Genomic DNA, 24223 nt, shown 5'->3' on the forward strand with positions numbered 1-24223 from the left:
ATGGTAATGAAAAAAATTAATATAAAATGTCGATCTTGTCACTATTCAACACTTGAGTTAATTCTTTCTCTTGGTATCACGCCGTTAGCAGATCGACTATTAACCGAACAGCAATTAGGAGAATCTGAATTAACCGCCCAACTAGATTTAGTGTTTTGTCCTCGCTGTTCTTTAGTGCAAATAGTAGAAAGCGTATCGCCGGAAATACTCTTTACAGAGGACTATCCATATTTTTCATCGGTATCGCCGGCACTTCAAGAACATACTCGAAAAAATGCAGAAAACCTGATCCGGACAAGAGGGCTCGATACAGGCTCACAAGTCATTGAGCTTGCCAGCAATGATGGATACATGCTTAAATACTTTGTTAACAAAAGTATTCCGGTTCTCGGTATTGATCCGGCAGAAGGTCCTGCTAAGGTAGCTCAACAAGCAAAAATACCAACTCTCTGCACGTTTTTTGGCAAGGAGCTGGCAGAAAAGATTCGAAAAGAAAATAAACTTGCTGATGTTGTTATTGCGAATAATGTTTTAGCACATGTACCGGATTTGAATGGCTTTGTAGAAGGCATTCGCCTTATTTTAAAAGACACAGGGGTAGCGGTTATAGAAGTTCCATATTTAGTAGATTTAATTGAGAATTGTGAATTTGATACCATTTATCACCAACATCTTTGTTATTTTTCGGTAACTGCTTTGGATATACTATTTAGAAGACATTCTCTTTTTCTCAACGATATTAAAAGAATTCCTATCCATGGTGGATCTTTGCGACTTTTTATAGAACCGTATGAAGCAGTAAGTGAAAATGTTTCTTTGTTATTGCGTGATGAGGCCAAAAACGGGGTTGACGAGATGGAGTATTATCGTAATTTTGCTAAAAGTGTTCAAGAAATAAAACATTCGTTATTGGAAATTATGGTCGGATTAAAGTTAAAAGGTAGCAGGATTGCTGCTTATGGAGCAGCGGCTAAAGCTACAACCTTAATGAGTTTTATTGGTATTAATAAAAAACTGGTTGATTATATTGTTGACTTAAATCCATATAAACATGGACGATATATGGGAGGTAATCATCTACCTATATTCCATCCGGAAAAATTATTGGAAGATATGCCAGATTATGTTTTATTGCTATCTTGGAATTTTGCAAAAGAGATTATGCAGCAACAGGATATTTACCGCCAGCATGGGGGAAAATTTATTATTCCAATTCCACAACCGAAAATCTTGTAGAGTTTAGACTATTTTCAGAAAAGAATTAATAACAATGGCTAGATAGAAGTTATGAAAGTATCAAAGTTGACTGAGAACCTTTGTCCAGGCTGTGGGTTGTCATCAATCAATGTTTTTTACGAGTTAAAAAAAGTGCCAGTTCACAGCGTTCTTCTCATACAAACGCAAGAAAATGCGTTTAACTTTGCCAAAGAAGACATCACTTTAGGATGTTGCAATATGGCCGGCACGGGTCAAAAAATTATACCTCCGGGGAATTTTTAACAGATAATGCTCCGGACATGGTGGTTGTAATGAAACTCGAATAGAATGGAGAATCTAAAATAAAGGATTTAAAAATAATAAATGATTGATATCTATCCAGTGTCCAATATTCCAAGGGTCAGCATCGGTTTGCCAGTGTACAACGGGGAAGAATTCCTCGAAGAGTCAGTCGGCAGCCTTCTGACCCAGTCTTACACTGATTTTGAGCTGATCATCTCCGACAACGGATCCACCGATCGCACCGAGAGCATTTGTCGGGCTCTGGCCCGGAACGACTCTCGTATCCGCTACTTGCGCGAGGACGAGAATCGCGGCGCGTGCTGGAACCACAAGCGGGTGATCGAGCTTGCTCGGGGGGAGCACTTCAAGTTCGCAGCCCACGATGACCGGCTCGCTCCCACGTTCCTGGAACAGTGTGTGGCGGTACTCGACGCCGAACCGGACGTCGTGTGGTGCCACTCCATCAGCACTCACATCGATCACTTCGGCCGGCGTGTCGAGGGAGCCGATGCCGGCGACGTCGGATTCGCTGCGGCCACCGTTCACCCCTCCTGGACTCTGCCCACCCGGGAGTCGTCGCGGGCACACCATCGGTTCCGCGCCGTCATCCTAGGGCCGAGAGGGAATATGGATGTCTTTGGTCTCATTCGCGGGTGGGCGATTCGACGCACTGCAACCATGATCCCCCATTACGGGATGGACAAGGTGCTCGTCGCCGAGCTCAGCCTGATGGGGCGTTATCACGAGGTGCCCGAGCTGCTGTTCTTCGGGCGCATTCACCCCAAGAGTTCCGGTGCGATCGCCAGTAGCAGCGAACAGCAGCGGTTCATCGATCCGTCCGGCGTGAAACGGTTCGCGTTCACCCGTCTGCACCTTCTACGCGGCCATCTCCGATCCGTGCGACACGCCGACCTGCCTTCGGGCGAGAGGCTCCGCTGCTACGGTGTTCTGATGCATTACCTTCTCCAGAGCAGGAAGTGGCGGTCGGTCTTCATGAAGACGTTCACCGGAGCCGGGACCGGAGGCGCATACGTAGAGCCATTGCGGCGGATCAGGCAGCGGGATGACGCGCACTCACCCGGAGGGGACGGAGCAAAGCCAAAGACCCTACCAGCCGATGGCAAAGTGAGCGCACCCGCGTCGAGGGCCAGATAGCCGATGGAATTCCGCGAGACTCGCCTGTCCGGCGTCTACCGCGTGCAGCTCGACCCCAACGTCGATCACCGTGGCACGTTCACGCGCACCTTCTGCCGGGAGACGCTGGAGAACCAAGGACTCAAGGGTCACGTCGAGCAGTGTAACGTGGTGATGAACGAGGTGCGAGGCACTCTTCGAGGAATCCACTACCACGTTCGCCCGGCGGGCGAGGTGAAGATGGTACAGTGCGTCAATGGCGCACTGTTCGAAGTGCTGGTGGACCTGCGCAGCGAGTCCGAGACGTGCGGTGAGTGGATCTCCATGGAGCTTCGGGGGACGAGCGCCGAGGTTGTCTATATCCCCAAGGGGATTGGGCACGCCTACCAGACCCTGGAGCCGAACTCCATCGTCACGTACTTCATGTCCGAGGCGTTCCGTCCCGGCACCGAGCGGGGCATTCGCTGGAACGATCCGCACTTCTCCATTCCCTGGCCGCTTGCCGAGCCGACGCTCTCGGAGAAGGACCGCTCCTACCCTGACTTCGATCTCGAGAGCCACAGGCGCGACGATCGAAATGCCGATTCAAGCGGTCGGGTAACCTGATGGCATCGACCCGCGACATGACGACGCTACGAGACCAGGTCGACTTCGACGAGCTCGGCCTCGAGATGTACGAGCTCATGACCCGCCTCTATCCGATCTGCCGGAGTATCACCGGCGAGGGCTTCCGGGAGAGCCAGCGCATCATTGGCGAGTACCTACCCGGTCTGTCCCTCGAAGCGGTTCCGAGCGGGACACGAGCGTTTGACTGGACCGTGCCGCGGGAGTGGAACATACGCGACGCCTACGTGGCCCACCCAGGCGGCGAGCGGATCATCGACTTCCGGAAGTCGAACCTGCACGTCGTCAGCTACAGTGTCTCGGTTCATCAGACCATGACCCTCGACGAGCTTCGCAAGCGTCTCCACACCCTTCCCGAGGAGCCGGACTTCATTCCATATCGTACATCCTATTATCGTGAGGACTGGGGTTTCTGTCTTTCCCACCGGGACTACGAGCGTCTCGAGGACGGCATGTACGAGGTTTACATCGATTCCACCCTCGAGGACGGGCATCTCAACTACGGCGAGTTAGTTCTTCCAGGCGATGGTGAGCATGAGGTTCTGATCACGAGCCATGCCTGCCATCCCTCACTGTGCAACGACAACCTCTCGGGAAATGTCGTCGCGACATTCCTGGCCAGGCTTCTGAGTGGAGTCGAGCGACGGTACTCCTACCGCTTCCTGTTCATCCCCGGCGGGATCGGGTCGGTGGTGTGGCTGAGTCGGAACCAGGATCGGCTGGATCGGATTCGGCACGGTCTCGTGCTCGCCTGCGTGGGGGATCCGTCCCGCTTCACGTACAAGAACACCCGCCGTGGCGACGCCGAGATCGACAGGGTCGCGAAGCACATCCTCGAGAACCGCGCCGAGCCGTTCGAGACGATCCCGTTCTCGCCATATGGCTACGACGAGCGCAACTTCAACTCACCGAAGTTCAACCTGCCGGTAGGGTCACTCACTCGTTCCACGCACTCGGAGTTTCGTGGCTACCATAGCTCTGGAGACGATCTCGAGCTGGTCAGCGCGGAGCGACTGGGGGAGACGCTCTCCGTCTGCCTTGAGATCGCCGCAGTCCTCGAACGGAACCGGCGATATCGGAATCTGATCCCAGAGGCCGAGCCCCAGCTCGGGAAGCGTGGTCTATATGGATCGATGGGCGGATTGCAGCGGCGGGCCGATCTCGAGATGGCGCTTCTCTGGGTGATGAACTTCTCCGACGGCGATCACACCCTCCTCGACATCGCGGAGCGATCGGGGTATTCCTTCGATCTGATCCGGCAGGCCGCTGATTCGCTCGTCGATCACGAGCTTTTGCAGACCATCGACTAGACGTCGACGCAGTCGGAGAGAAGCCGACAGTTCTGATCGTCTACCGGGTTGGTTGGTGATCCTTCATTCATCTCGTTTCGACTACAGGCCGGCGACGACACTCGAATAAATGAAGAATCTAAAATAAAGGATTTAAAAGAATAAATGATAGACATCTGTCCAGTTTTTCAATCAACCCAGGTTTCCACATTCTTTGAAGTAACTAATGTACCAATACACTGTAATTTGATTTGGGAATCACAGGCAGAGTCAATTCAAGCACCAAGAGGAGATATCCATTTAGGATTTTGTAGAAATTGTGGGCATATATTTAACCTTGTATTTAATCCCGATCTAATGAAATATGACCAGGACTATGAGAATTCATTACATTTTTCACCACGATTTCAACAATATGCTGAGTCACTTTCCCGGGAATTGATTCAGCGTCATAATTTATCTAAAAAGCAAATTATTGAGATTGGCTGTGGTAAGGGCGATTTTCTCCAACTCCTTTGTAATCAGGGCCAAAACCGGGGCATCGGGTTCGATCCAAGTTATGAACACCACCGAAATAAAAACACAAATAGTCCTATTGAGTTTATAGAAGATTTTTATTCAAGTAAATACTCAAATTATTCTTTTGATTTTATTTGTTGCAGGCATGTTCTTGAACACTTGCAATTTTCCAGTGAATTTCTAAATGAGATTCGAATGAACATAAACGAAAATTTTAATATTGCTGTATATTTCGAGGTTCCTAATGTGAATTTATTTTATGTAATGATGGAATATGGGATATAATTTATGAACATTGTTCATACTTTAGTACTGGTTCATTGGCTGCAGTATTTCATTCGAGTGGATTTAAAGTCCATTCTTGTCGGGATGCATTTTCAGGACAGTTTTTATCGATTGAAGCTTCAATAAAGGATAACTCAACATTGAAAACAGATAATACATGGCTTGATGTCAATTAAATATCTAATGATGTTGAAAAATTTTCTGGTATTTACCAGGAGAAGATAAGCAACTGGAGGGAGCAACTGTCTCAAATCAGGGACAAGAATCTCAAGGCAGTAATTTGGGGAGCCGGATCGAAAGGAGTTACATTTTTAAATACGCTGAAAATTAATAAGGAGATTGAATACGTTGTGGATTTAAACCCTAACAAACAAGGAAATTATATAGCTGGTACTGGGCAAAAATTTGTAAGTCCGGAGTTTTTATCGGAATTTAATCCCGACTCTGTTATTGTAATGAATCCCATTTACGCAAAAGAGATTCAAATAAACGAATTAGTGTATATCGTTGAAGAAATTGCCGGTATTCGATTAAACAGAAAATATAAACTGGATGCCCCAAAAGGAGTGAATGGAAGAAAGGGTGATAATACAAAAATCCAGAAGGTATTTGGGATGGGAACCAAGTACAAAGCTCTTTGTCAGGTATGAAATTGAATTATGAGTGGATTAGCAATGAGTGTTTAGTCAAATGTGGAACAGTCGCAACAACTGGTTAAATTTAATGAAGTTGCCGATAGAAAAAATGTTAATCTTACGGTTGATAATTTTTTAACCCAAATGGAATGCACAACAGGGAGCTAGGGAATTATACGATGCTTACAGGAAACATGGATTGTATATGGATGAACTCGAATCACCTCGGTACAAACGCCTTGCAAGTATTAAATACTTAATAGAAAGTGGCCACTTAGATACATTTTTAAGATGGCGGCAAAGGGCTACAGCTTAATCAATTCATAAAAATGATTTTTATAATAGGTGGAACATCATGAAAGAGTACTTACTAGTAAATCAGAATATTGCAGAAACGTCCTCGTTAACTGACACTGTCTGTCCAAGTTGTCGGGCATGGGGATTGGAAACATTCTATGAGGTTCGAGATGTGCCTGTCCACGGCGTTGTGCTCTTGCCAACACGCGATGAGGCTCTTAACTATCCAATAGGGGACATAAAATTAGGGTTTTGCCATAGCTGTGGATTTATTTCAAATGTTTCTTTTGATCCGGGGAAACATGAATATCCTGCCAGGTATGATGGAACACAGGGTTTTTCACCGACTTTCAACGCGTTTCATAACCGATTGGTTGCCAGCTTAATTGAGCGACATGATTTGCATGGAAAAACAATTATTGAGATTGGCTGCGGTCAGGGTGAATTTTTGTCGTTGCTTTGTGAAATGGGCCATAACCTTGGAATCGGTTTTGATCCGGCTTTTGATTGCAAAAGTCTCAGAAGTGAAAATAAGAATGCAAATTTTATCAAGGATTTTTATTCTGAGAAATTTGCCATTTATCAAGGGGATTTTATCTGCTGTAATATGACATTGGAACATACACATAACACTGCGGATTTTCTCAGCATGGTACGACGAACGATAAGAAATCGATTAGACACCATTGTTTTTTTTCAGGTTCCGGATACATCTCGTATTCTAAAAGAGGGAGCTTTTTGGGAGATTTTTTATGAACATTGTTCCTATTTCAGTTTAGGATCGTTAGCCCGGCTATTTCAATATTGTGGATTTGATGTACTTGATGCCAGGAGAGCTTATGGTGATCAATACTTAATGATTGAGGCGAAACCATGTGAGAAAAGAAAAAATGGCGCTTTAGAATTAAAAAATGATATAAAAGAATTGAAGTGTTCTGTTATAAATTTTAACGAGCACTGCCAAAAAAAAATAAATTACTGGCATTATCGAATCAAACAAATAAAACAAAAAAAACGACGTCCTGTGCTTTGGGGTTCTTACTCAAAATCGGCTGCTTTTCTTTCGACGTTGAAAATCTATGACGAAATTCAATATGTCGTGGATATAAATCCCAATAGACAGGGTTCGTATATAGCTGGTACGGGGCAAAAAATTGTAAGTCCGGAGTTTTTATCTGAATTTAATCCCGACTCTGTTATTGTAATGAATCCCATTTACGCAAAAGAGATTCAAAACCACCTAAAGATTATGAATCTTAAACCTGAATTAATGATACTTGAATAGATAGGATCTCTCTGTATCGACCATCAAAAAGGATAATTCTAATAGCCATAGTTTAATTAATTTTGTTTGATAAACAATATTTTCATATTTATAATGTGTAGTAAAGAATTATATTTATATTTCCGATTATAATGCTATGCATCTCTTGACAATTGAATTGAGAACTATTATTAATTAAAAAAGAGGTAGTTTGGTGGACATACTTGGTATATCCGCATTTTACCATGATAGCGCCGCTTGCCTGGTGCGCGATGGAGAAGTTATCGCAGCTGCTCAGGAGGAGCGTTTTACACGTAAAAAACACGACTTTAATTTTCCTGAAAATGCAATTAAATATTGTCTTGAGGAAGGCGGAATCAGTGGTGAAAATCTGGACTATATCACTTTTTATGATAAGCCATTTATTAAATTTGAGCGATTATTACAAACCTACCTAACATATGCTCCATTTGGATTAAAATCTTTCATCATGGCAATGCCCCTATGGTTGAAGAAAAAATTATGGATAAAAGATTATATTGCCAGTGAATTAAATTTCAAAGGGAAGATATTGTTTCCTGAGCATCATGAATCTCATGCTGCCTCGGCATTTTATCCATCGCCTTTTGATGAAGCTGCCATATTGACTATAGATGGAGTAGGAGAATGGACAACTTCGAGTTACGGAGTTGGAAAAAATAATGAAATCGACTTATGGGCTGACCTTCATTTTCCACATTCTTTGGGTTTGTTATATTCAGCTTTTACCTACTTTACAGGTTTTAAGGTGAATTCCGGTGAATATAAATTAATGGGCTTAGCACCTTATGGTGAACCTAAATACGTAGACCAGATATTAGATAACCTGATAGATTTGAAAGAAGATGGTTCTTTCAAAATGAATATGAAGTATTTCAATTATTGCGCCGGACTTACGATGACCAATAATCGTTTCGCTAATCTTTTTGGTGGTCCCGCTCGCAAGCCGGAATCAAAAATTACCCAGCGAGAAATGGATATTGCCATGTCAATCCAAAAAGTTACGGAAGATATTATGATCCGCATGGCCAGGCATCTGTATAAAGAAACCGGTATGAAAAACCTGGTATTGGCTGGTGGTGTGGCGTTAAATTGTGTGGCGAATGGTAAAATACTTCGTGAAGGTCCTTTTGAAAACATTTGGATTCAACCAGCTGCGGGAGATGCGGGTGGCGCTCTTGGAGCTGCACTTTTCACCTGGCACCAATATTTAGGGAAAGAAAGAAAATTATCCAATGGCAGAGATTTACAAAAAGGTTCGTATTATGGACCTGAGTACTCCAATGAAGAAATTGAAAAATATCTGAAAAAAGAAAACATACCATTTGAAAAGCTTTCAGATATGGAACTGACGGAAACTGTTGCAGATCTGCTTGCGAATGAAAATGTAGTCGGTTGGTTCCAGGGAAGAATGGAATTCGGACCTCGTGCGCTCGGAGGCAGGAGTATCATTGGTGATGCACGCTCTCCTAAAATGCAATCTATTATGAATTTAAAGATTAAATTTCGAGAAAGCTTTAGACCCTTTGCACCTTCCATATTATCAGAGAATGTCTCTGATTATTTTGAAATGGATACCGAAAGTCCATACATGCTATTAGTCGCACCTGTTAAAGAAGAACTGTGTTTTGATAATTCACAGGATGGCCATAAAAATTATGACGGTTTGGATAAGTTGAAAGTAGTTCGTTCAGAGATTCCTGCTGTTACTCATGTGGATTATTCAGCTCGAGTACAAACCGTAAATGAAATGGATAACCCGATCTATTACAAAATGATTAAAGCTTTTTATAAAAAAACCAATTGTCCGGTAATTATAAACACTTCCTTCAATGTACGCGGTGAACCGATAGTATGTAACCCGGAACATGCATTCCTTTGTTTTATGCGCACGAATATGGATTATTTGGTTTTAAACAATTTTTTACTTAATAAGAAGAAGCAAAAAGAATTGACGCATGATATCGATTGGCAAAAAGAATACGAACTAGATTGAATAAAAACAATGTTAAAAGAAGAAATAAAAGTAGTTCGAAGTATTTCAGATAAAAAAGAGTTAAAGAAATTCGGTTATGTAATTGGTGTTTTCCTTGGACTCTTGGCTTTACTCTTATTCTGGAAAGACAAACCTTCAGCAATTTATTTTGCATATATTAGTGGGTCTATACTCTTTTTGGGTATAGTTTATCCAATAGCCTTAAAGCCGCTTTATATTTCTTGGATGAGTTTTGCAGTTGTCCTTGGATTTTTCATGACTCGACTCATTTTGAGTTTACTCTTCATCCTTGTTTTTACGCCTGCAGGAATTGCCATTCGGCTTTTAGGTAAAGATCCGCTAGATCAAAAAATTGAAAAACAAAAATCCAGTTATTGGATAAAACGGGATCGCAAACCTTATGATCCTGATTCAACCGAAAAGCAATATTAATTATTAATTTTCAGGGATAAAAAAAATGGCAAAAGCAGAAATTATACGCGAATTCTGGCAATTTCTTCGAGTTCGAAAAAAATATTGGCTTGCTCCTATTTTATTTTTCTTACTTTTGTTAGCTTCATTAATTGTTTTAACTGAAGGAAGTGCTTTAGCGCCATTCATCTATACCCTATTTTAGATGAAAACGTTTATTAGCTAAAATCCTGAATTTATCATTGGTCCTGATTTTTATTATCCTTTGGCTAGGTTTTATTTCCAAGTCCTCCAAAAGCCTTGACTTTTCTTAAAAGCCTCGCTTAAGGCTTTGAAATCCGTATATTTTTCCCAAATTATATAGTACCTGAACCAATACTCGACATATGCCTCCCAGGTAACCAAATGATTCGAACTATTAACTGATAGAGTGATGAATATGAATCTTCTTCTTGTGGATTATGATTTGAATAGCTTGAAAGTGATGCGTAGTGTTTTCGAATTATGGGGTTATTTTGTTACTGTGTGTACAAATGAATACCAAGTTAAGAAGGCTATGAATGAAAAATTATTTGATGCCATAGTGACAGAGCTTAATATGCCGGGTTCAATATCCGGCGAAGTCATTTCGTATATGAGAGAAAAACAAAAAAATATACCGATCATTGTCTTAACAGAAAATCATTCCATAAGATCGGCAATTCGTGCAATGAAAAATGGGGCAAATGAAATTCTTCAGAAACCAATAAAACCGGATCAGATACGAAAAATACTGACTTTGGAATTATCTCCCCAACGTTAATTATCAATAAGTTGCTTTCAATTAATAAACTGTAAAAATCTTAGCTTTTTATTCGGTTAGCAAAAAAAGTTAGGTTTATTTTAATTCTAAATATAGAGTGTAATATAATGCTTAACTCAAACAATCAAAATCGCATTGTTTTTTTATTCGATCAATCCAGTAAAGATATAGATTCGAATTTAGCGTTGGAAATTAAAGAATTAAGTAGCAGAAAAATTCCGTTATCCATATTTTGTATAAACCGTAACGATAATATATTTAATGAAAATCATCTTCAGGAATTGAATGGTTCCGTGTTTTGCCCGAACTGGAAAACCACTTTTTCTTCTATCTGGTCATTTATTTTTCTATTGATTACGAAATTACATGTTATTATTACCTGTTTCTTTGTTTTGGCAAAGGACAATTATAAAAATCTACCATTTATGATTAAATTTTTATCTAAGTTTCTGAGAATTGCTTGGATAGCGAGAAAAATATGTAAATATCCTAAAGTTGTAATTCATGTACAAGGTTCTTATTTTGCCATTCAAACTGCCTGGTTAATTTCCCGTTTAACAAAAAAGCCATATTTGATTACTTTGGAATCCGAAATTTTGGTTAAGAAAAACGGCAAAATTATGTGTGCAATATCTGAAGCTAAAGGTCTCCTAACAAGAACGAAATCCAGTAAACAACTTCTTATGAATTCTTATGGTAAATTAGAAATTCCAATATGGCCACATTATCAGAGTATTATTTTAAATGGTAATACACCGGAAGAAGCCAAAAAAGACGATCAATTTAGGATAATTGTGTTTTGTTCAAATGAGCCAATTGAAGGATTTAATGCATTGTTGGATGCTTTTAATGTACTTGCAGAACGAAATATTATTTTTCAATGTGAGTTCATAGGAGATGGTTTAACCTTTGATCGTTTTAAATACCTTGTATACGATAAGAGCCTGGAACATATGGTGACTTTTCATGACGAATTGTCAGAAAAAGAGATGCTAGAATGGATGAATATTTCCAGTGTTTTGGTTATTCCCAGTAGTCTTGTAAAAGATCCCCATAACGGCTGCATACCAAGTTGGGTGTTGCAAGCAATGGCTTTGGAATTGCCGATAATTGCATTTAATGAGGGTATTATTAAAGAAATCATCAAAGATTTTGTGTCTGGGATTTTAGTGGAGCCGGGTGATTCACTTTCACTTGTTTCGGCAATTCAAACTTTATACTACCATCCGGAAATTAGAAAACAGTTTGGAATTAGGGCAAAACAATTAATTTATTCCAGGTACAATTTAACAACTAACATTAATATTTTGGAAGAAATTTATAGAACCGTGGGAGAATAAACCTAAATATATCCTTTGGGTAACCTGCCCTTTAGCGCAACAAATCCTTCTATAAAATACTTTTCTGAGTTAGTACAATATTCTTTATTTCGCCATTCCACTGTTGATTTTTAATTCTTCCCAGGAATTCGTTTTTAGCTAATATTTTGAACCATTCTTACTAAGAGATTGTAAACTATTCAAAGCAAGAGCATAAGGATATCCTGGTTTACGCAAGAATTACAGAGAAGATCTAGTGAAACCTGTAAGAAAACAGATAATAAACAAAGTAAAGATAAAAAAAGAAAAGTGATTGAATACATAGACATAAATATATATTCTATAGGATAAATCAAATTTATTTGAGTTCGTAGTATTACCATGGGAAAGCCGAGTTGGAAACAAAAACATCTAAGATTGGCACAATATTGACCGATGAACAAATAATGGTCACTATACAAAATGGAGATCAATCATCATACGACACATTGGTTACAAGATATCAGGAGGATGCATTACGCCTGGCTTATCATTATTTACACAATTGGGAGGATGCACGAGATATAACACAAGATGCTTTTGTAAAAGTCTATTTAAAAGCGGGATCATTTGACTCGATGCAGAAATTCAAACCGTGGTTTTTTCGAATATTAGTGAACCAGTGTATAAATGTTTTGAATAGAAAGAAAAAGATTAAATTTTTTTCATTATTTCAACAGATTGGCCAAGATAATAATGGATTTTTAGTAGATCAATTGACAGGTGAAGAAGCATCATCTACAGATTTCCAAACGCGACAAATGGTTTGGAATGCGTTGGCCAAATTAACTAATTCACATCGTGACGTCCTTATTTTGCACGAAATGCAAGGTTTTAAAGAACATGAAATTAGCGAAATAATGAGATGCTCGGTTGGGACAGTGAAATCACGACTCTATTATGCAAAAGAAAAAATGCGCAAATATCTTTCGAAGGAGATTAAATAACCTGGAGTAATTATTATGCTGTGTAAAAATGTTCAAAATAAATTAAGTAAAACAGTTAATTTGAACGAATTTTCGAAGATTCTTTCAGAAGAGCAGATCTACCATCTTAATCATTGTGACGTTTGCCAGGAAAAGTTAAATCAATACTTTAAAGCAGATGACTTGCTTAAGTCCATGCAAAATCTAACGCTTCCAAAGAAAGTAACAGCAAATTATCTTGCCGGTATATACCAGAAACTGGAACCACAGCTTAAGCAACCAGCCATGACTTTAAAACCGGAACCAGAAACCCAAGTTAGTCGATCTTTTTTTCAATCATTTGCGAGTCGGGTAGTTTTTGCAGGTTTGACTGTTGCTACAATTTCTTTTGCAATATGGCAAATTGGTTTTCGAAACGATCAACCGGTCGAAATTTTAACTTCAGATTCAATCGAATACTATATGGAGTCATTTAACGAAGTTTCTGCTGCCAACCCAGTATATGTCGTCAAAGAAGTAGAATATGATTGGGCATATTATGAGAGCACAAATTCAAATGAATAGGAAGTATCTTCAAATACTCCTAGCGCTAGTATTTTTAATTCTCCTCGTTGGTCAATTTTCCACTCAGGGATTTACTCAAACTTTGAGTAAGAGTGAAGTGGTAGAAATATTGGGGAAAATGAAACAATCAAGGTCTGAGATTGTTTATAATGGTCTTCTAGAGATTGAATATAAGAGAGAAAAACCACGAATAATGCTTTTTACTGTCTGGGCACTGCCACCCTCTATTTATTATCTTGAACCCAAATTATCAGGTGCAAAAAAAAGAAGCAAAGATACACAAAGAAAATTTTCAGAGAAAAAGAGAATGCGTAGACATGCATTCCAAAGGAATAATCGTGAATTTGATTTATTCCCAAAGCGTAAATACTTGAATTTATTTTCAAAGAATTATTTAGTTGAAAAATATTCCGGAGAATCCATTGCGGGGAAAAAGACCGTCCGGTTGAATGTAAAGCCGGTTCATTTACCGCGATTTGGAATTCGATTGTGGTTTGATGAATCCAATTATTTTATTTTGAAACGCGAAATTGTTTATTATTCCGATCAAAATGAATTATTAACTATGCGACATGAGTTTAAGAAAATAGAGTATGGTGTTACCTTACCGGATAGTATAATTGCAAAAGTTGGCGCAAAAAACGAATACCATAGAAGGACAGGGAAAAGACCGGGTAGTCGATACAAGACTGTATCCGAGTTGATTAACAAAACAGAAGTTACTCCATTTTTACCTGAATACCTGCCGGATGGATTCGAGCTAATTTCCATTGTTTTTAAACAAGAAACCGGTAGAAATATTATTCATTTTCACTACACAGATGGCCTATTAAATCTTTCCATTTTTGAGATTAAAGGCCCCCCCCCCAAGTCTTTTGAAAGGCTGTTAAACCAGCCCAAAAATCGGAAGGGACAGAATTATAGCTTTCAACAGATGATAATTAAGAAGGTTAATCGTCATTCTTTCTTGCTGATTGGGAATTTTTCTCGCATTGAAATCCAACAAATAGCAGATTCTTTAGAAAGAATTGATCCTTAATTATAATTTCAGGTTTTTCTTACTAAGCTTTATTCTACACTATTTCCTGATTTAACTTGACTTTTTCCATCCGATTTAGCTACTTCTTCATGTAACTATTCATTTATTTTTGTAGTACTATGCAAAAAGATCAGCAATTTTGTTATAAACATCCTGAAACACTGACATTTAGAAAATGTTATTCATGCTATAGATCCATTTGCACAGAATGCCAGATAACGAAGTCACATCATATTTTCTGTAGTTTAAATTGCTGGCAAAATTTTCTATTTACTAAAGCTACCTCGCCAATCATTCAATCTTTTCAGCGTATAAAAATATTACATAGTCCGTGGATTGGTGTCGCAATTCTCACAATTTTAGTAGGTTGGCTTATTTTGATTAACCGGCAACTAAGTGATGAAATCAAATCTATAAAATTGACATTGGGAAATTCAAATTCAATAGTCGATGGATTTTTAGATCAGTACCATAAATTGAAAATTACTGAACCGGTTGAAACCAAAGGAATGATATATTATAAGACAATAAATATTATAGGAGAGGCTGAGGAAAATTCGGTTGTTATGCTTCTTTCAGGAGATGAATTAATCCAAGTTGTTAAACCGGAAGACGGGAAATTTTTTTTCGAACAAGTAAAATTGACCCGGAGGCACAAAGTTTTTTCGATACAAATGATGTCTATGGACGGGCAACGTGTAGCTTTAGAAACAATGGATTTTCGTTATAATACACCATCACTAAAATATCTAACGCAGACATTGAGTAGAGGAAATAAACAGAGTCCCCAAATTGCGTTAACATTTGATGGGGGATCGCTTAACAATATGAGTGAAGAAATCCTGAATGCATTAAAAGAATATAATGTAAAGACTACATTTTTTCTAACTGGAGAATTTATTAATGATTATCCGGAAACCGTTTTAAGAATAACATCAGAGGGTCATGAAGTCGGCAACCATACAATGAGTCATCCACACCTCACAACTTATGGAGAAAATAAAAAACATATCACAAGACCTGAAATTACTAAAGAATCCTTTCAAGAAGAGTTAATAAAAACAGAAGTTGCTTTTAGCAGTCTTACGGGGATGGATCTTGTACCTTTTTGGCGAGCGCCTTTTGGAGAGCAGAACCGGGAAATCAGGGAGTGGGCTGCAGAGCTTGGCTACAAACACGTAAGTTGGACACAAGGTGATGGTATTGGCAATAGTATGGATACCAAGGATTGGATTGCCGATACATCCAATCCAAATTATAATTCAGCAGACCAAATCCGTTCGAAGATTTTAAACTTTGCCGATACACAAAAGCACGGCGCTAATGGTTCCATTATTTTAATGCATATGGGAAGTGAACGAAAAGATGATTATCCTCAAAAAAAGTTAACGGATATTATTACCGGATTAAAAGATCGTGGTTATCAACTGATAACAGTATCTAAATTAACGTCTATTTAATGACAAAGTGATTTTGATATGGAAAGTAAAAAGATATTAATAGCAAGTAGTGACGAAACCAGCATAAAAAAAATATACGACCCTCTTCAACGGGCAGGTTATGATATTTCAATAAGTGATGATGGGGAAGAGGCGTTAGAGTTAATTCAAAATATAAACCCTCTGGCTATTGTTGCAGAGTTGAATTTACCAAAATTGTCCGGCTTGGAACTGTGCTGGGCTGTTCGCAATCGCTATAAATTGAATCATATTCCGTTCATTATTTTATCGAATTCAAATAACAAAGAGATAGAACTAAACAGCTATCGGTCGGGTGTTGATGGAATACTGATCAAGCCCATATCCGCCCGTGAGTTTATGGTCCGTGTTGAAGCCTTGGTTTCGAGATTTCAAGTATTTGCCAACAAAGGAATATCACGATTGAGTGTATTTAATGGGGAGTTAGGTGAATTTCTCCTTCTTGAACTTATTCAATGGTTGCACAACAATAGCAAATCAGGAAGACTATGGTTGTCTAATTTATATCAAAGAGGTTCAATCTATTTATATGAAGGAAAAATTGTCCAGGCTAAATTGGATGATCTAGAGGGTGAAGAAGCTATCTACCGCATGTTTAGTTGGAAAACCGGTAAATTTGAATTCGAAATAGGGGAGGAACCTAAAACTACAAATATTAAAAAATCCACGATTGAAATTTTATTGGAATGTAGTAAAAGGATGGATGAACAGGAACGCACCTTTTCATTTAGCCATAATTAATTATAATTAGACAATTCAACCTACTTTTTTTCTTTTAACCAGGTATTCAAATAAAGCCTTGTCGAAAGGTTCCGTTGTATCCATAAGAATATAATGAATACGGTTTTCTCTGCATTCTTTTCGGAACTGTTTTATGAATTTTGCAACCTTTTTCCGATATTCTTTCCTAATATGTGCGGGCTGGGTTAAAATTTGTTGACCTGTTTCCATATCTTCAAAAATAACTTCCCCATGAAAATCGAATCTTCTTTCTTCCGGGTCTAAAATATGGAAGACAATCACCTCATGGTTGTTGTGACGAAAATGCTTTAGCCCTGATAATATTGCCGATCTATCATCAAAAAGATCAGAAATTACAATGATAAGACCTCGCCTTTTAATACGATCAGCCATTTCATGAAATGCTGAACTGATATTCGTCTTACTGGAGCTTTTGCAGTTATGGAGTGCAATTAATAGCTGTTTTAAATAAGAATTTACGGCTTTGGGTGGGAAGTATTGTCTAATTTTTTGATCAAATATAACCAATCCAACTGCGTCTTGTTGATTTAGCATTAAATAAGATAATGCGGCTGAAAGATAGATGCCATATTGTAGTTTTGTAATTTTCCCCGACGTATACCCCATCGATGCTGAAGTGTCTAGTAAGATGTGACACTTTAGGTTTGTTTCCTCTTCAAACTGCTTTATATAATATCTCTCCGTTTTTCCATAAACCTTCCAATCGAGGTGCTTTATGTCGTCACCAGGCATGTATTGGCGGTGCTCGGCAAATTCAACACTAAATCCATGGTAGGGACTACGGTGCAAGCCAATAATAAATCCCTCAACTACCATTCGTGCAATCAGATCCAGCCTGCCCAATCTGGACACTACATCCGGTCTTAAATAACGTTGATAGATATTGGCAGATTTTGATTGCATAAACTTAAACTTTTTCCAGTAGCTTATTAATAATACTTACAGTATCTACGCCTTCCGCTTCAGCATTAAAGTTTGTAACCAGTCTATGACGCAGGACTGGAATTGCCATTGACCGCACATCGTCTATCTCAGGTGTGGGGCGGCCTTCCAAAATACATTTGGTTTTTGCGCCGAGAATTAAAAATTGAGATGCACGTGGACCAGCTCCCCAGTTAATCCAATCTCGAATGAATTTTGGAGCATTATTACTAGTAGGACGTGTCATTCGAGCCAATTTAACTGCGTAATTAATTACGTTACTTGCAACAGGCACACGTCGAACCAAATTCTGGTAAAGAATGATGTCTTCTGCATGCATAACTACTTTTGGATCTGAAATATAGGCTGATGTTGTATATTTTACAATTTGAACTTCATCATCTTCATCCGGGTAATCAATCCATAAATTAAGCATAAAACGATCTAATTGTGCTTCCGGAAGTGGATAAGTACCTTCTTGCTCAATCGGGTTTTGGGTGGCTAGCACAAAGAATGGTTCACTTAATTTATACGTTACACCTGCTGCTGTCACTTCATGTTCTTGCATTGCTTGCAATAAAGCAGCCTGTGTCTTTGGAGGGGTCCTGTTAATTTCATCTGCCAAAATAATGTTAGTGAAAACCGGTCCTTTAACATAACGAGGTGTTTTCCTACCTGTACTTAGATCCTCTTCTAAGATTTCTGTTCCGGTAATATCGGCCGGCATTAAATCAGGTGTGAATTGAATTCGGTTGAATTCGAGCTTTAATGTTTTTGAAAGAGTACTAATCAATAATGTTTTTGCCAGACCAGGAACTCCGATTATTAAGCAATGCCCCTTTGAAAGTAATGTAATGATCATTTGGTGGATTATGTCATGCTGGCCAATGATTACTTTACCAATTTCTTTCAATAAAACTTCATAAGTTTCCCGCAACTGATCAACTAAATCCACATCGTTTATTTTTTTTAGCGCCTTTGCCATTGGAATTCCTCCAAATGTAGAATCCTAAAGTTAATTATATTTACCGTTGAGATAACAAATTATCAAGTCTGCAAACAGTTATTTACAGATTTGATTTATTTTAACTTAACTTATGATATATCCTAAATAATATCAATTACTTTTCCTTGCGACGCCAATCACAAAACTGTACATTAAAGTTTTATATTAAAATATTTTTATAATGAATTCAAGTACATAGTAAATGAGAAGTTTTGATTCTAGTTCCGATATTACCGCTACTAAAAAAATGAGTATTTCAGGATATTCAACAAAAACTTATTTAAAAGGACTTTCCTTAGAGCAATTACAAGAGTATGTCCAGAGTTTGGGGATGCAGCCATACCGTGCTAAACAGCTCTTTCATTGGATGTATAGAAAAAATGTTTCCAGTTTTTCAGCGATGACGACTTTGAAGAAATCAGTCCGTGAATCGTTAGAACCGAGTGCTGAGATTAGTCTTTTAAAATTATCGCAAAAGCTGTCATCCAGCTATGAACCAACTACTAAATATTTATTTGAATTAATGGATGGTAAACAAGTAGAAACTGTTTTTATGGAAGTGGATGACCGCAAAACCATTTGTTTATCTTCACAGGTCGGTTGCGCTTTAAAGTGTGGGTTTTGTGCAACTGGGTTGATGGGATTTATACGAAATTTGTCAGCGGGTGAGATAGTAGATCAAGTCTTAATGGCAGAGCGAAATATGGGGCAGGAAGCCACAAATATTGTTATGATGGGCATGGGTGAGCCTTTCTTAAATTATGATTCAGTCATTCAAGCTGCGTATTTAATTTCCGATCCTGAAGGAATTGCAATCAGTAAAAGAAAAATAACCATATCTACCAGTGGCATAATTCCAGCTATCTTGCGTTTTGCCAATGAAGAACATCGTTTTAAGCTGGCTATATCATTAAATGCAACCACTGAAAATATGCGCCGTAAATTGATGCCGCTCACCAAGAAATACTCACTCGATGAATTACTCAAAGCAGTGAAATATTATACGGATCGATCGAAAAGTAGGGTAACTTTTGAATATGTACTTTTAGAAAATGTAAACGATTCAATGGATGATGCATTAAGGTTAAGAAAACTACTAAGCAATATCCCATGCAAAATTAATCTAATTCCTTATAACGCTACAGAACTTGGATATTCTCCATCATCAGAAGATAAAATTCAACATTTTATTTCAGCGTTAGCTTCCTTTCCGGTTCCGGTTACAGTACGTAGAAGTAAAGGGAGAGACATATTTGCAGCTTGCGGTCAACTCTATATTGAAAAATTTGATGGTTAGGAAACCAATTAATAAAAAATGGAATTTTTGTTTTTTCTGCTTTTTTTATTGATCTGTGAGATTTTTTTCTATACAATATAATACAACTTGTAATAAACTTGATTAAATAAAATCAATTTTCTATTTTTTCAATCCCATGATTAATTTCTTATCTAAGGGATTTACAAGGGGCTAAAATAGAGGATAGAGCAAAATTAAAGCTCATTTATGGATACACTGAAAGATAAATTTAAAGATATAAAAATTGTAAAATACCGCTTTTTTATGCAAGCGGAAGATGAAGTAAAAATGGATCGCGGGACAAATAATTCTCTCCGTAGAGACTTTATTCCATTATTCAAACAAATAACTTGCAAAGCAAATAATGGGCCTTGTGATGACTGTCAACTAGGGCAAGATTGCCCCTATTTTGTTGTTTTTGAAAGCGCAAATCTACCTCTAGATCCAAAAAATAAAAGATTCCAAACGCCACCCAAACCATTTATTTTTGAACCATCCCTCACCCAAAAAACTTACTTTAGTAGGGATGAAGAATTTACCCTGGATTTGATTTTAATTGGTGAAGCAATCAGTTATTTTTCTTATTTTATAGCAGCGCTTCACGCCCTTGGCAAAGATGGGATAGGCTTTAGCGGTGGTAGATTCTTTATCAAGAATGTAGTACCGTTTGATCTTTTTGAAAATTATGTTTCAGGTAATTATATTTGGAATCCGGATTCTCCGACATCAGACGACGCGACGTTTTCATTGGGAGAATTGTACGAAAAATATCGAAGCGAATACAAAGAGATTAAAGAAATTCAGGTTAACTTGGTTACTCCTTTACGAATGAAGAGACTGGGGACAGAAGATTGGCATTTACATTTTAGAGGAGTACTTCGAAATGTACTAACTCGTGTTGCAAACCTGGCCTATAGATATTGCGGCTACGAGGATTTCATGGAATTCCCTGAAATTCTATATAAAAGCGGTGTAGTAAGGACAATTAGCGAAAAGTTTTATCAGGAAGACAAAAAGTCATCGTTTACGCAACGAGTTGATGTAAGGAAAACCGGTTCTTTAGGAAATATAGTTTATAGAGGAAATATTACTGAATTTTGGGGGATAGTAAGATTAGCAGAGCTGTTACACTTAGGTAAAAATACAAGTTTCGGTTTTGGCAGAATTGTTGTAGAGCCGCACGAAATTACTTCAATTCCTGCTGAATAACAGATTCTCATAAATCCTTTAATTCGTATTCAAACGTAAAAGATATTCTTTTAATGCCTCGGGTATGGAGTCCTGGTGTGTTTGGAGTAGGTTAAAAGATTTGTGAGGTTGTTTATTATTTATATATAAATCAATCAGTTTTAAAATAGCTCCCCAATGTTTGGGATCTTTTTCCAATACTATTTTGAAGTCCGCAATTGCCAATGTCGTTTGATGCATAGTTTTTAGAACCTGTCCCCGATAATAAAAATAGCATTTCTTGGGTTCAACAGTTCGGATTAATCGATTTAACTGCCTCAATGCGTCACGCAAAAAATAATCTTGTAATTTTGTATCTTGCACCCACATTTGACAATACCGTAAGCAGATAATCGCAAAACCAAGTCTATAACCGGCATAGTTTGGAAACTTTTTCATTTTATTTTCAAAATAAAAAAATTTAGCCCGGTAATAGGATTCTATCGGCCTGAGCTTGTTTTGAGCTGCGTTTCTGACAATAGCGGCTGAATCAAATTTGAAAGGCTGTAGCTGTTTTACAAACGACCTGGTCTTAGTAGCTTTAAGTTTGTGAATTGCTTCATAACGCAGCGTCGGATCGTGATCATGCAGTTTATTAATCGTTGGTTCTAATTCATAATACCAATTGGGGACATAGCTGTCTAACTCATTTATTATTTGAATAGAAATATTTGCGGGATCTTTGTTAACTGCTAGTTCTGAAGGTGAGATTTTCATACGCCGACATCGGCTGCCTTTATTTTTTTACGATGAACTAATTCGGATACTGTTTTATGAAGTTGTAACGAATCCTGGCATGCCTGTACCATTTGGCGTGGTTGTTGAAGTCCCGGGTGGGAAGAACTGAAGCCAAAGTGGCAGGTAAATAATGTTTGATCAGCCAAATCCATTTTGACAATCACATTTATCCTTTCCATAACATAACATAAGCCATCAAAATTAGTAAATGGAAGAATAACCCAAAATTGACCTGCTTTATCACCATCGAATAAGTAGTCTACATCCCGCAAATTTTCCAAGCAACTTGATTTTATTTGTTCAAGCAGGGAAGATTCAGGTAATAGTTGGGCTTGTTCCTCGCTATTTGCTTCCATAGCTATTAGCATTATGGAAAGCGGAAGCTGGTTACGGTTTGCCCGTTTAAATTCGTTATTTATTGTTATTAGAAAGTTTGGGTATTTTGTATTATCCTCGGAATTTGAGGTTTTGTTATTCGTCAACAACGATTGGTGGACGAGAATGTTTCTATACAATAAGCCAGTAAGTTTTGCAATGACCTGCATATCTCGTACTGTATCACGATGCAAGCGAAAGAACTCAATATCATCGATTGTTAATATGCCGATTAGCTCGTCCTCATTGTAAATTGGCGAATAGAGCATTGCTTTACTGAATGAGTTTTGCCAAAGTTGGTAAAGCTTATTATTGCGGTATATTTCCTGGATGGTTATGGTTCTCTTTGCTTCACTAATGAGAAAGAGAATCCGGTCATCAATACTTGAATTTGATTCTAACTGTAAGCCTGTTGAATGATGGTGTCTTGCAGCTAGGTGGAATTTGTTTGAAGTTTTTTCATATTTATATAATGAAGCCTGGTTAGCTGATTGGAAGTTTACAGTGGATTCTACAACACTTTGTATGAGTTGGATTTCATTTAATGTTATTAGATTTGAAAAAAAATTGGCTTGTGAAAAAAAGGTTTTTGGTGTATCCAATACTCTTTTTTTCAGTAGAGAATTTTCTTTGATTAATGATTCTAACCCTTCTACTTCCTCGCTTTCTGTCCCTGCCGACTTTTGATTTTTTCTCAAAAACTCAAGAAGGGAGGAAAAAACCAATGGTGTAAAAATGACAAAACTAACCGGGTTTTCCAAGTCTATTCCCAAGATCATAAAGAAAAGGATGGCTATCCAAACGGATTCCTTTTTTCTATTCTTATGTAAAACCCAACGAGAGTAAAGAATCCATAAAAAACAAACTAAAAAAATCGTGAATACAATCCAAAAATTGAGTGCATCGAAGGATTGACTGGGGAAAATAACGCCTGCTTTCATCTGTATTTCTTTTCGCGGGTTAAAAGAGAAACCGGATCATAAATATCTATAATTGAATTCACTTCCGGTGAAATAGCAAAATTAATCTCATTTTCACTTTCTATGGGTATTAACCTGTCTATTTCCGTAAACCAAAGAAGCTTACGAATCGAAGAAGATGGATTGGTCAAGGTGAGGTGTCTATTTTGGTCCGTTACTTTTTTATGAAAATAAATAAGAACAGCCAATCCCTGGGCGTCAACACTGATTATGCCATTAAGATCAACAACCACATCCTTATCACCACGAACCTGGTATTTTAGATATTCATGAATTTTCTTTGCATGCTGCTTACATAAATGTGAAATATTGCGAAATTGGATAATGACTTTATCATTCTGATGTTGACAAAATACAAGATCTTCAACCGCCAATTCAATTTCTGAATGTCTATAGTCGATCGATGGTTCGATCATAATTGTACTCAAACAAAATAGGTTCAAAAAAAATTATTTTACTTAAAATTTCTTTGAAGTAATAATCATTTTATCGACACAAATGCCAATATTCTGTATATTCACAAATGGTGAAAAAACTGGCGAGTATTGTCGAAATATTAGGTTAAATAAGTTGTGGGAACAGCCGAATAAAATGATTCTTGAATTTAAAGATTAAGAATCTTTATTATCGTTTTCAGGTTTGCAATTAATCCTACAGATTTTTATCTTAACAAACTTTCTGTTTATACCCTATAGCTAAGTTTTGGGCTCAAAAAAAAATATATTGCAATTGAGATTTTTTTTTATTTTTTACAGAC

Annotated in this window: 23 protein-coding genes and 1 pseudogene; 19 read left to right on the top strand and 5 right to left on the bottom strand. The window is 38.2% G+C overall.

Annotated elements, in window-relative coordinates:
• Positions 1 to 6 precede the first annotated feature (6 nt).
• From IIC38_00375 to IIC38_00455, 17 genes and pseudogenes are all read left to right on the top strand, one after another.
• Positions 7 to 1236 carry a class I SAM-dependent methyltransferase gene (locus IIC38_00375; protein ID MCH8124416.1) on the top strand — a complete coding sequence of 410 codons (1230 nt, stop codon included), beginning with the start codon at positions 7 to 9 and terminating at the stop codon, positions 1234 to 1236.
• A gap of 51 nt (positions 1237 to 1287) precedes the next feature.
• Positions 1288 to 1500, top strand: a complete 213-nt coding sequence (locus tag IIC38_00380; GenBank protein ID MCH8124417.1) for a hypothetical protein — start codon at positions 1288 to 1290, stop codon at positions 1498 to 1500.
• 81 nt (positions 1501 to 1581) lie between these two features.
• Positions 1582 to 2655 carry a glycosyltransferase family 2 protein gene (locus IIC38_00385; GenBank protein MCH8124418.1) on the top strand — a complete coding sequence of 358 codons (1074 nt, stop codon included), beginning with the start codon at positions 1582 to 1584 and terminating at the stop codon, positions 2653 to 2655.
• 3 nt (positions 2656 to 2658) lie between these two features.
• Positions 2659 to 3240 (top strand): dTDP-4-dehydrorhamnose 3,5-epimerase family protein, encoded by a 582-nt coding sequence (locus IIC38_00390; GenBank protein ID MCH8124419.1) that lies wholly within the window; start codon positions 2659 to 2661, stop codon positions 3238 to 3240.
• 17 nt (positions 3241 to 3257) lie between these two features.
• A complete protein-coding gene (locus tag IIC38_00395; GenBank protein ID MCH8124420.1) occupies positions 3258 to 4568 on the top strand; it encodes a DUF4910 domain-containing protein in 1311 nt (436 codons plus the stop codon).
• Positions 4569 to 4712: 144 nt separating this feature from the next.
• Positions 4713 to 6001: pseudogene (locus tag IIC38_00400) on the top strand (methyltransferase domain-containing protein).
• A 340-nt stretch (positions 6002 to 6341) separates the two neighbouring features.
• Positions 6342 to 7568: a methyltransferase domain-containing protein gene (locus tag IIC38_00405; protein ID MCH8124421.1), complete on the top strand. Its 1227-nt coding sequence runs from the start codon at positions 6342 to 6344 to the stop codon at positions 7566 to 7568.
• A 193-nt stretch (positions 7569 to 7761) separates the two neighbouring features.
• A complete protein-coding gene (locus IIC38_00410) occupies positions 7762 to 9582 on the top strand; it encodes a carbamoyltransferase (protein MCH8124422.1) in 1821 nt (606 codons plus the stop codon).
• Positions 9583 to 9591: 9 nt separating this feature from the next.
• Positions 9592 to 10014: a hypothetical protein gene (locus tag IIC38_00415; GenBank protein ID MCH8124423.1), complete on the top strand. Its 423-nt coding sequence runs from the start codon at positions 9592 to 9594 to the stop codon at positions 10012 to 10014.
• Positions 10015 to 10039: 25 nt separating this feature from the next.
• Positions 10040 to 10198, top strand: coding sequence for a hypothetical protein (locus tag IIC38_00420; GenBank protein ID MCH8124424.1), 159 nt, complete (start codon positions 10040 to 10042; stop codon positions 10196 to 10198).
• Between the two features lie 234 nt (positions 10199 to 10432).
• Entirely contained in the window at positions 10433 to 10795 is a 363-nt protein-coding gene (locus IIC38_00425) for a response regulator (GenBank protein ID MCH8124425.1), read from the top strand.
• A gap of 185 nt (positions 10796 to 10980) precedes the next feature.
• Complete coding sequence (locus IIC38_00430) at positions 10981 to 12135, top strand: glycosyltransferase family 4 protein (GenBank protein MCH8124426.1); 1155 nt, start codon at positions 10981 to 10983, stop codon at positions 12133 to 12135.
• Between the two features lie 374 nt (positions 12136 to 12509).
• A complete protein-coding gene (locus IIC38_00435; protein MCH8124427.1) occupies positions 12510 to 13100 on the top strand; it encodes an RNA polymerase sigma factor in 591 nt (196 codons plus the stop codon).
• A gap of 15 nt (positions 13101 to 13115) precedes the next feature.
• Positions 13116 to 13643 (top strand): hypothetical protein, encoded by a 528-nt coding sequence (locus tag IIC38_00440; GenBank protein ID MCH8124428.1) that lies wholly within the window; start codon positions 13116 to 13118, stop codon positions 13641 to 13643.
• A 118-nt stretch (positions 13644 to 13761) separates the two neighbouring features.
• Positions 13762 to 14682, top strand: a complete 921-nt coding sequence (locus IIC38_00445; GenBank protein ID MCH8124429.1) for a hypothetical protein — start codon at positions 13762 to 13764, stop codon at positions 14680 to 14682.
• Between the two features lie 377 nt (positions 14683 to 15059).
• Complete coding sequence (locus IIC38_00450; GenBank protein ID MCH8124430.1) at positions 15060 to 16142, top strand: polysaccharide deacetylase family protein; 1083 nt, start codon at positions 15060 to 15062, stop codon at positions 16140 to 16142.
• Positions 16143 to 16160: 18 nt separating this feature from the next.
• The gene (locus IIC38_00455) at positions 16161 to 16901 is read left to right on the top strand and encodes a response regulator (protein MCH8124431.1); all 741 of its coding nucleotides are present in this window, start codon (positions 16161 to 16163) and stop codon (positions 16899 to 16901) included.
• Positions 16902 to 16916: 15 nt separating this feature from the next.
• On the opposite strand, the gene IIC38_00460 is transcribed toward IIC38_00455, so the two are convergent.
• Together IIC38_00460 and IIC38_00465 are read right to left on the bottom strand one after the other, a co-directional pair.
• On the bottom strand, positions 16917 to 17825 hold the full coding sequence (locus tag IIC38_00460; GenBank protein MCH8124432.1) for a DUF58 domain-containing protein: 909 nt from the start codon (positions 17823 to 17825) through the stop codon (positions 16917 to 16919).
• Between the two features lie 4 nt (positions 17826 to 17829).
• Positions 17830 to 18828: a MoxR family ATPase gene (locus IIC38_00465; GenBank protein ID MCH8124433.1), complete on the bottom strand. Its 999-nt coding sequence runs from the start codon at positions 18826 to 18828 to the stop codon at positions 17830 to 17832.
• 223 nt (positions 18829 to 19051) lie between these two features.
• Here IIC38_00465 and rlmN point away from each other — a divergent pair, with 223 nt between their 5' ends.
• Together rlmN and cas6 are read left to right on the top strand one after the other, a co-directional pair.
• Entirely contained in the window at positions 19052 to 20146 is a 1095-nt protein-coding gene (gene rlmN, locus IIC38_00470; GenBank protein ID MCH8124434.1) for a 23S rRNA (adenine(2503)-C(2))-methyltransferase RlmN, read from the top strand.
• Between the two features lie 207 nt (positions 20147 to 20353).
• Entirely contained in the window at positions 20354 to 21355 is a 1002-nt protein-coding gene (cas6, locus tag IIC38_00475; protein ID MCH8124435.1) for a CRISPR system precrRNA processing endoribonuclease RAMP protein Cas6, read from the top strand.
• An 18-nt stretch (positions 21356 to 21373) separates the two neighbouring features.
• On the opposite strand, the gene IIC38_00480 is transcribed toward cas6, so the two are convergent.
• The 3 genes from IIC38_00480 to IIC38_00490 are packed head-to-tail and all read right to left on the bottom strand — an operon-like array spanning position 21374 to position 23882.
• On the bottom strand, positions 21374 to 22090 hold the full coding sequence (locus IIC38_00480; GenBank protein ID MCH8124436.1) for a hypothetical protein: 717 nt from the start codon (positions 22088 to 22090) through the stop codon (positions 21374 to 21376).
• Positions 22087 to 23427 (bottom strand): hypothetical protein, encoded by a 1341-nt coding sequence (locus tag IIC38_00485; protein MCH8124437.1) that lies wholly within the window; start codon positions 23425 to 23427, stop codon positions 22087 to 22089. The genes IIC38_00480 and IIC38_00485 overlap by 4 nt, the downstream gene beginning before the upstream one ends.
• Complete coding sequence (locus IIC38_00490; protein MCH8124438.1) at positions 23424 to 23882, bottom strand: STAS domain-containing protein; 459 nt, start codon at positions 23880 to 23882, stop codon at positions 23424 to 23426. Before IIC38_00490 ends, IIC38_00485 begins: the two co-directional genes overlap by 4 nt.
• Positions 23883 to 24223: the final 341 nt, after the last annotated feature.

The sequence above is a fragment of the candidate division KSB1 bacterium genome (assembly GCA_022566355.1).
In the GTDB taxonomy this organism is placed as follows: domain Bacteria; phylum Zhuqueibacterota; class JdFR-76; order JdFR-76; family DREG01; genus JADFJB01.

Coding starts and splice junctions, on each gene's coding strand:
- IIC38_00395 (MCH8124420.1), top strand. CDS start 3,258: ATGACGACGCTACGAGACCAGGTCGACTTCGACGAGCTCGGCCTCGAG.
- IIC38_00440 (MCH8124428.1), top strand. CDS start 13,116: ATGCTGTGTAAAAATGTTCAAAATAAATTAAGTAAAACAGTTAATTTG.
- IIC38_00375 (MCH8124416.1), top strand. CDS start 7: ATGAAAAAAATTAATATAAAATGTCGATCTTGTCACTATTCAACACTT.
- IIC38_00455 (MCH8124431.1), top strand. CDS start 16,161: ATGGAAAGTAAAAAGATATTAATAGCAAGTAGTGACGAAACCAGCATA.
- IIC38_00485 (MCH8124437.1), bottom strand. CDS start 23,427: ATGAAAGCAGGCGTTATTTTCCCCAGTCAATCCTTCGATGCACTCAAT.
- IIC38_00390 (MCH8124419.1), top strand. CDS start 2,659: ATGGAATTCCGCGAGACTCGCCTGTCCGGCGTCTACCGCGTGCAGCTC.
- IIC38_00415 (MCH8124423.1), top strand. CDS start 9,592: ATGTTAAAAGAAGAAATAAAAGTAGTTCGAAGTATTTCAGATAAAAAA.
- cas6 (MCH8124435.1), top strand. CDS start 20,354: ATGGATACACTGAAAGATAAATTTAAAGATATAAAAATTGTAAAATAC.
- IIC38_00385 (MCH8124418.1), top strand. CDS start 1,582: ATGATTGATATCTATCCAGTGTCCAATATTCCAAGGGTCAGCATCGGT.
- IIC38_00480 (MCH8124436.1), bottom strand. CDS start 22,090: ATGAAAATCTCACCTTCAGAACTAGCAGTTAACAAAGATCCCGCAAAT.
- IIC38_00420 (MCH8124424.1), top strand. CDS start 10,040: ATGGCAAAAGCAGAAATTATACGCGAATTCTGGCAATTTCTTCGAGTT.
- IIC38_00425 (MCH8124425.1), top strand. CDS start 10,433: ATGAATCTTCTTCTTGTGGATTATGATTTGAATAGCTTGAAAGTGATG.
- IIC38_00405 (MCH8124421.1), top strand. CDS start 6,342: ATGAAAGAGTACTTACTAGTAAATCAGAATATTGCAGAAACGTCCTCG.
- IIC38_00465 (MCH8124433.1), bottom strand. CDS start 18,828: ATGGCAAAGGCGCTAAAAAAAATAAACGATGTGGATTTAGTTGATCAG.
- IIC38_00490 (MCH8124438.1), bottom strand. CDS start 23,882: ATGATCGAACCATCGATCGACTATAGACATTCAGAAATTGAATTGGCG.
- IIC38_00445 (MCH8124429.1), top strand. CDS start 13,762: ATGAAACAATCAAGGTCTGAGATTGTTTATAATGGTCTTCTAGAGATT.
- IIC38_00380 (MCH8124417.1), top strand. CDS start 1,288: ATGAAAGTATCAAAGTTGACTGAGAACCTTTGTCCAGGCTGTGGGTTG.
- rlmN (MCH8124434.1), top strand. CDS start 19,052: ATGAGAAGTTTTGATTCTAGTTCCGATATTACCGCTACTAAAAAAATG.
- IIC38_00460 (MCH8124432.1), bottom strand. CDS start 17,825: ATGCAATCAAAATCTGCCAATATCTATCAACGTTATTTAAGACCGGAT.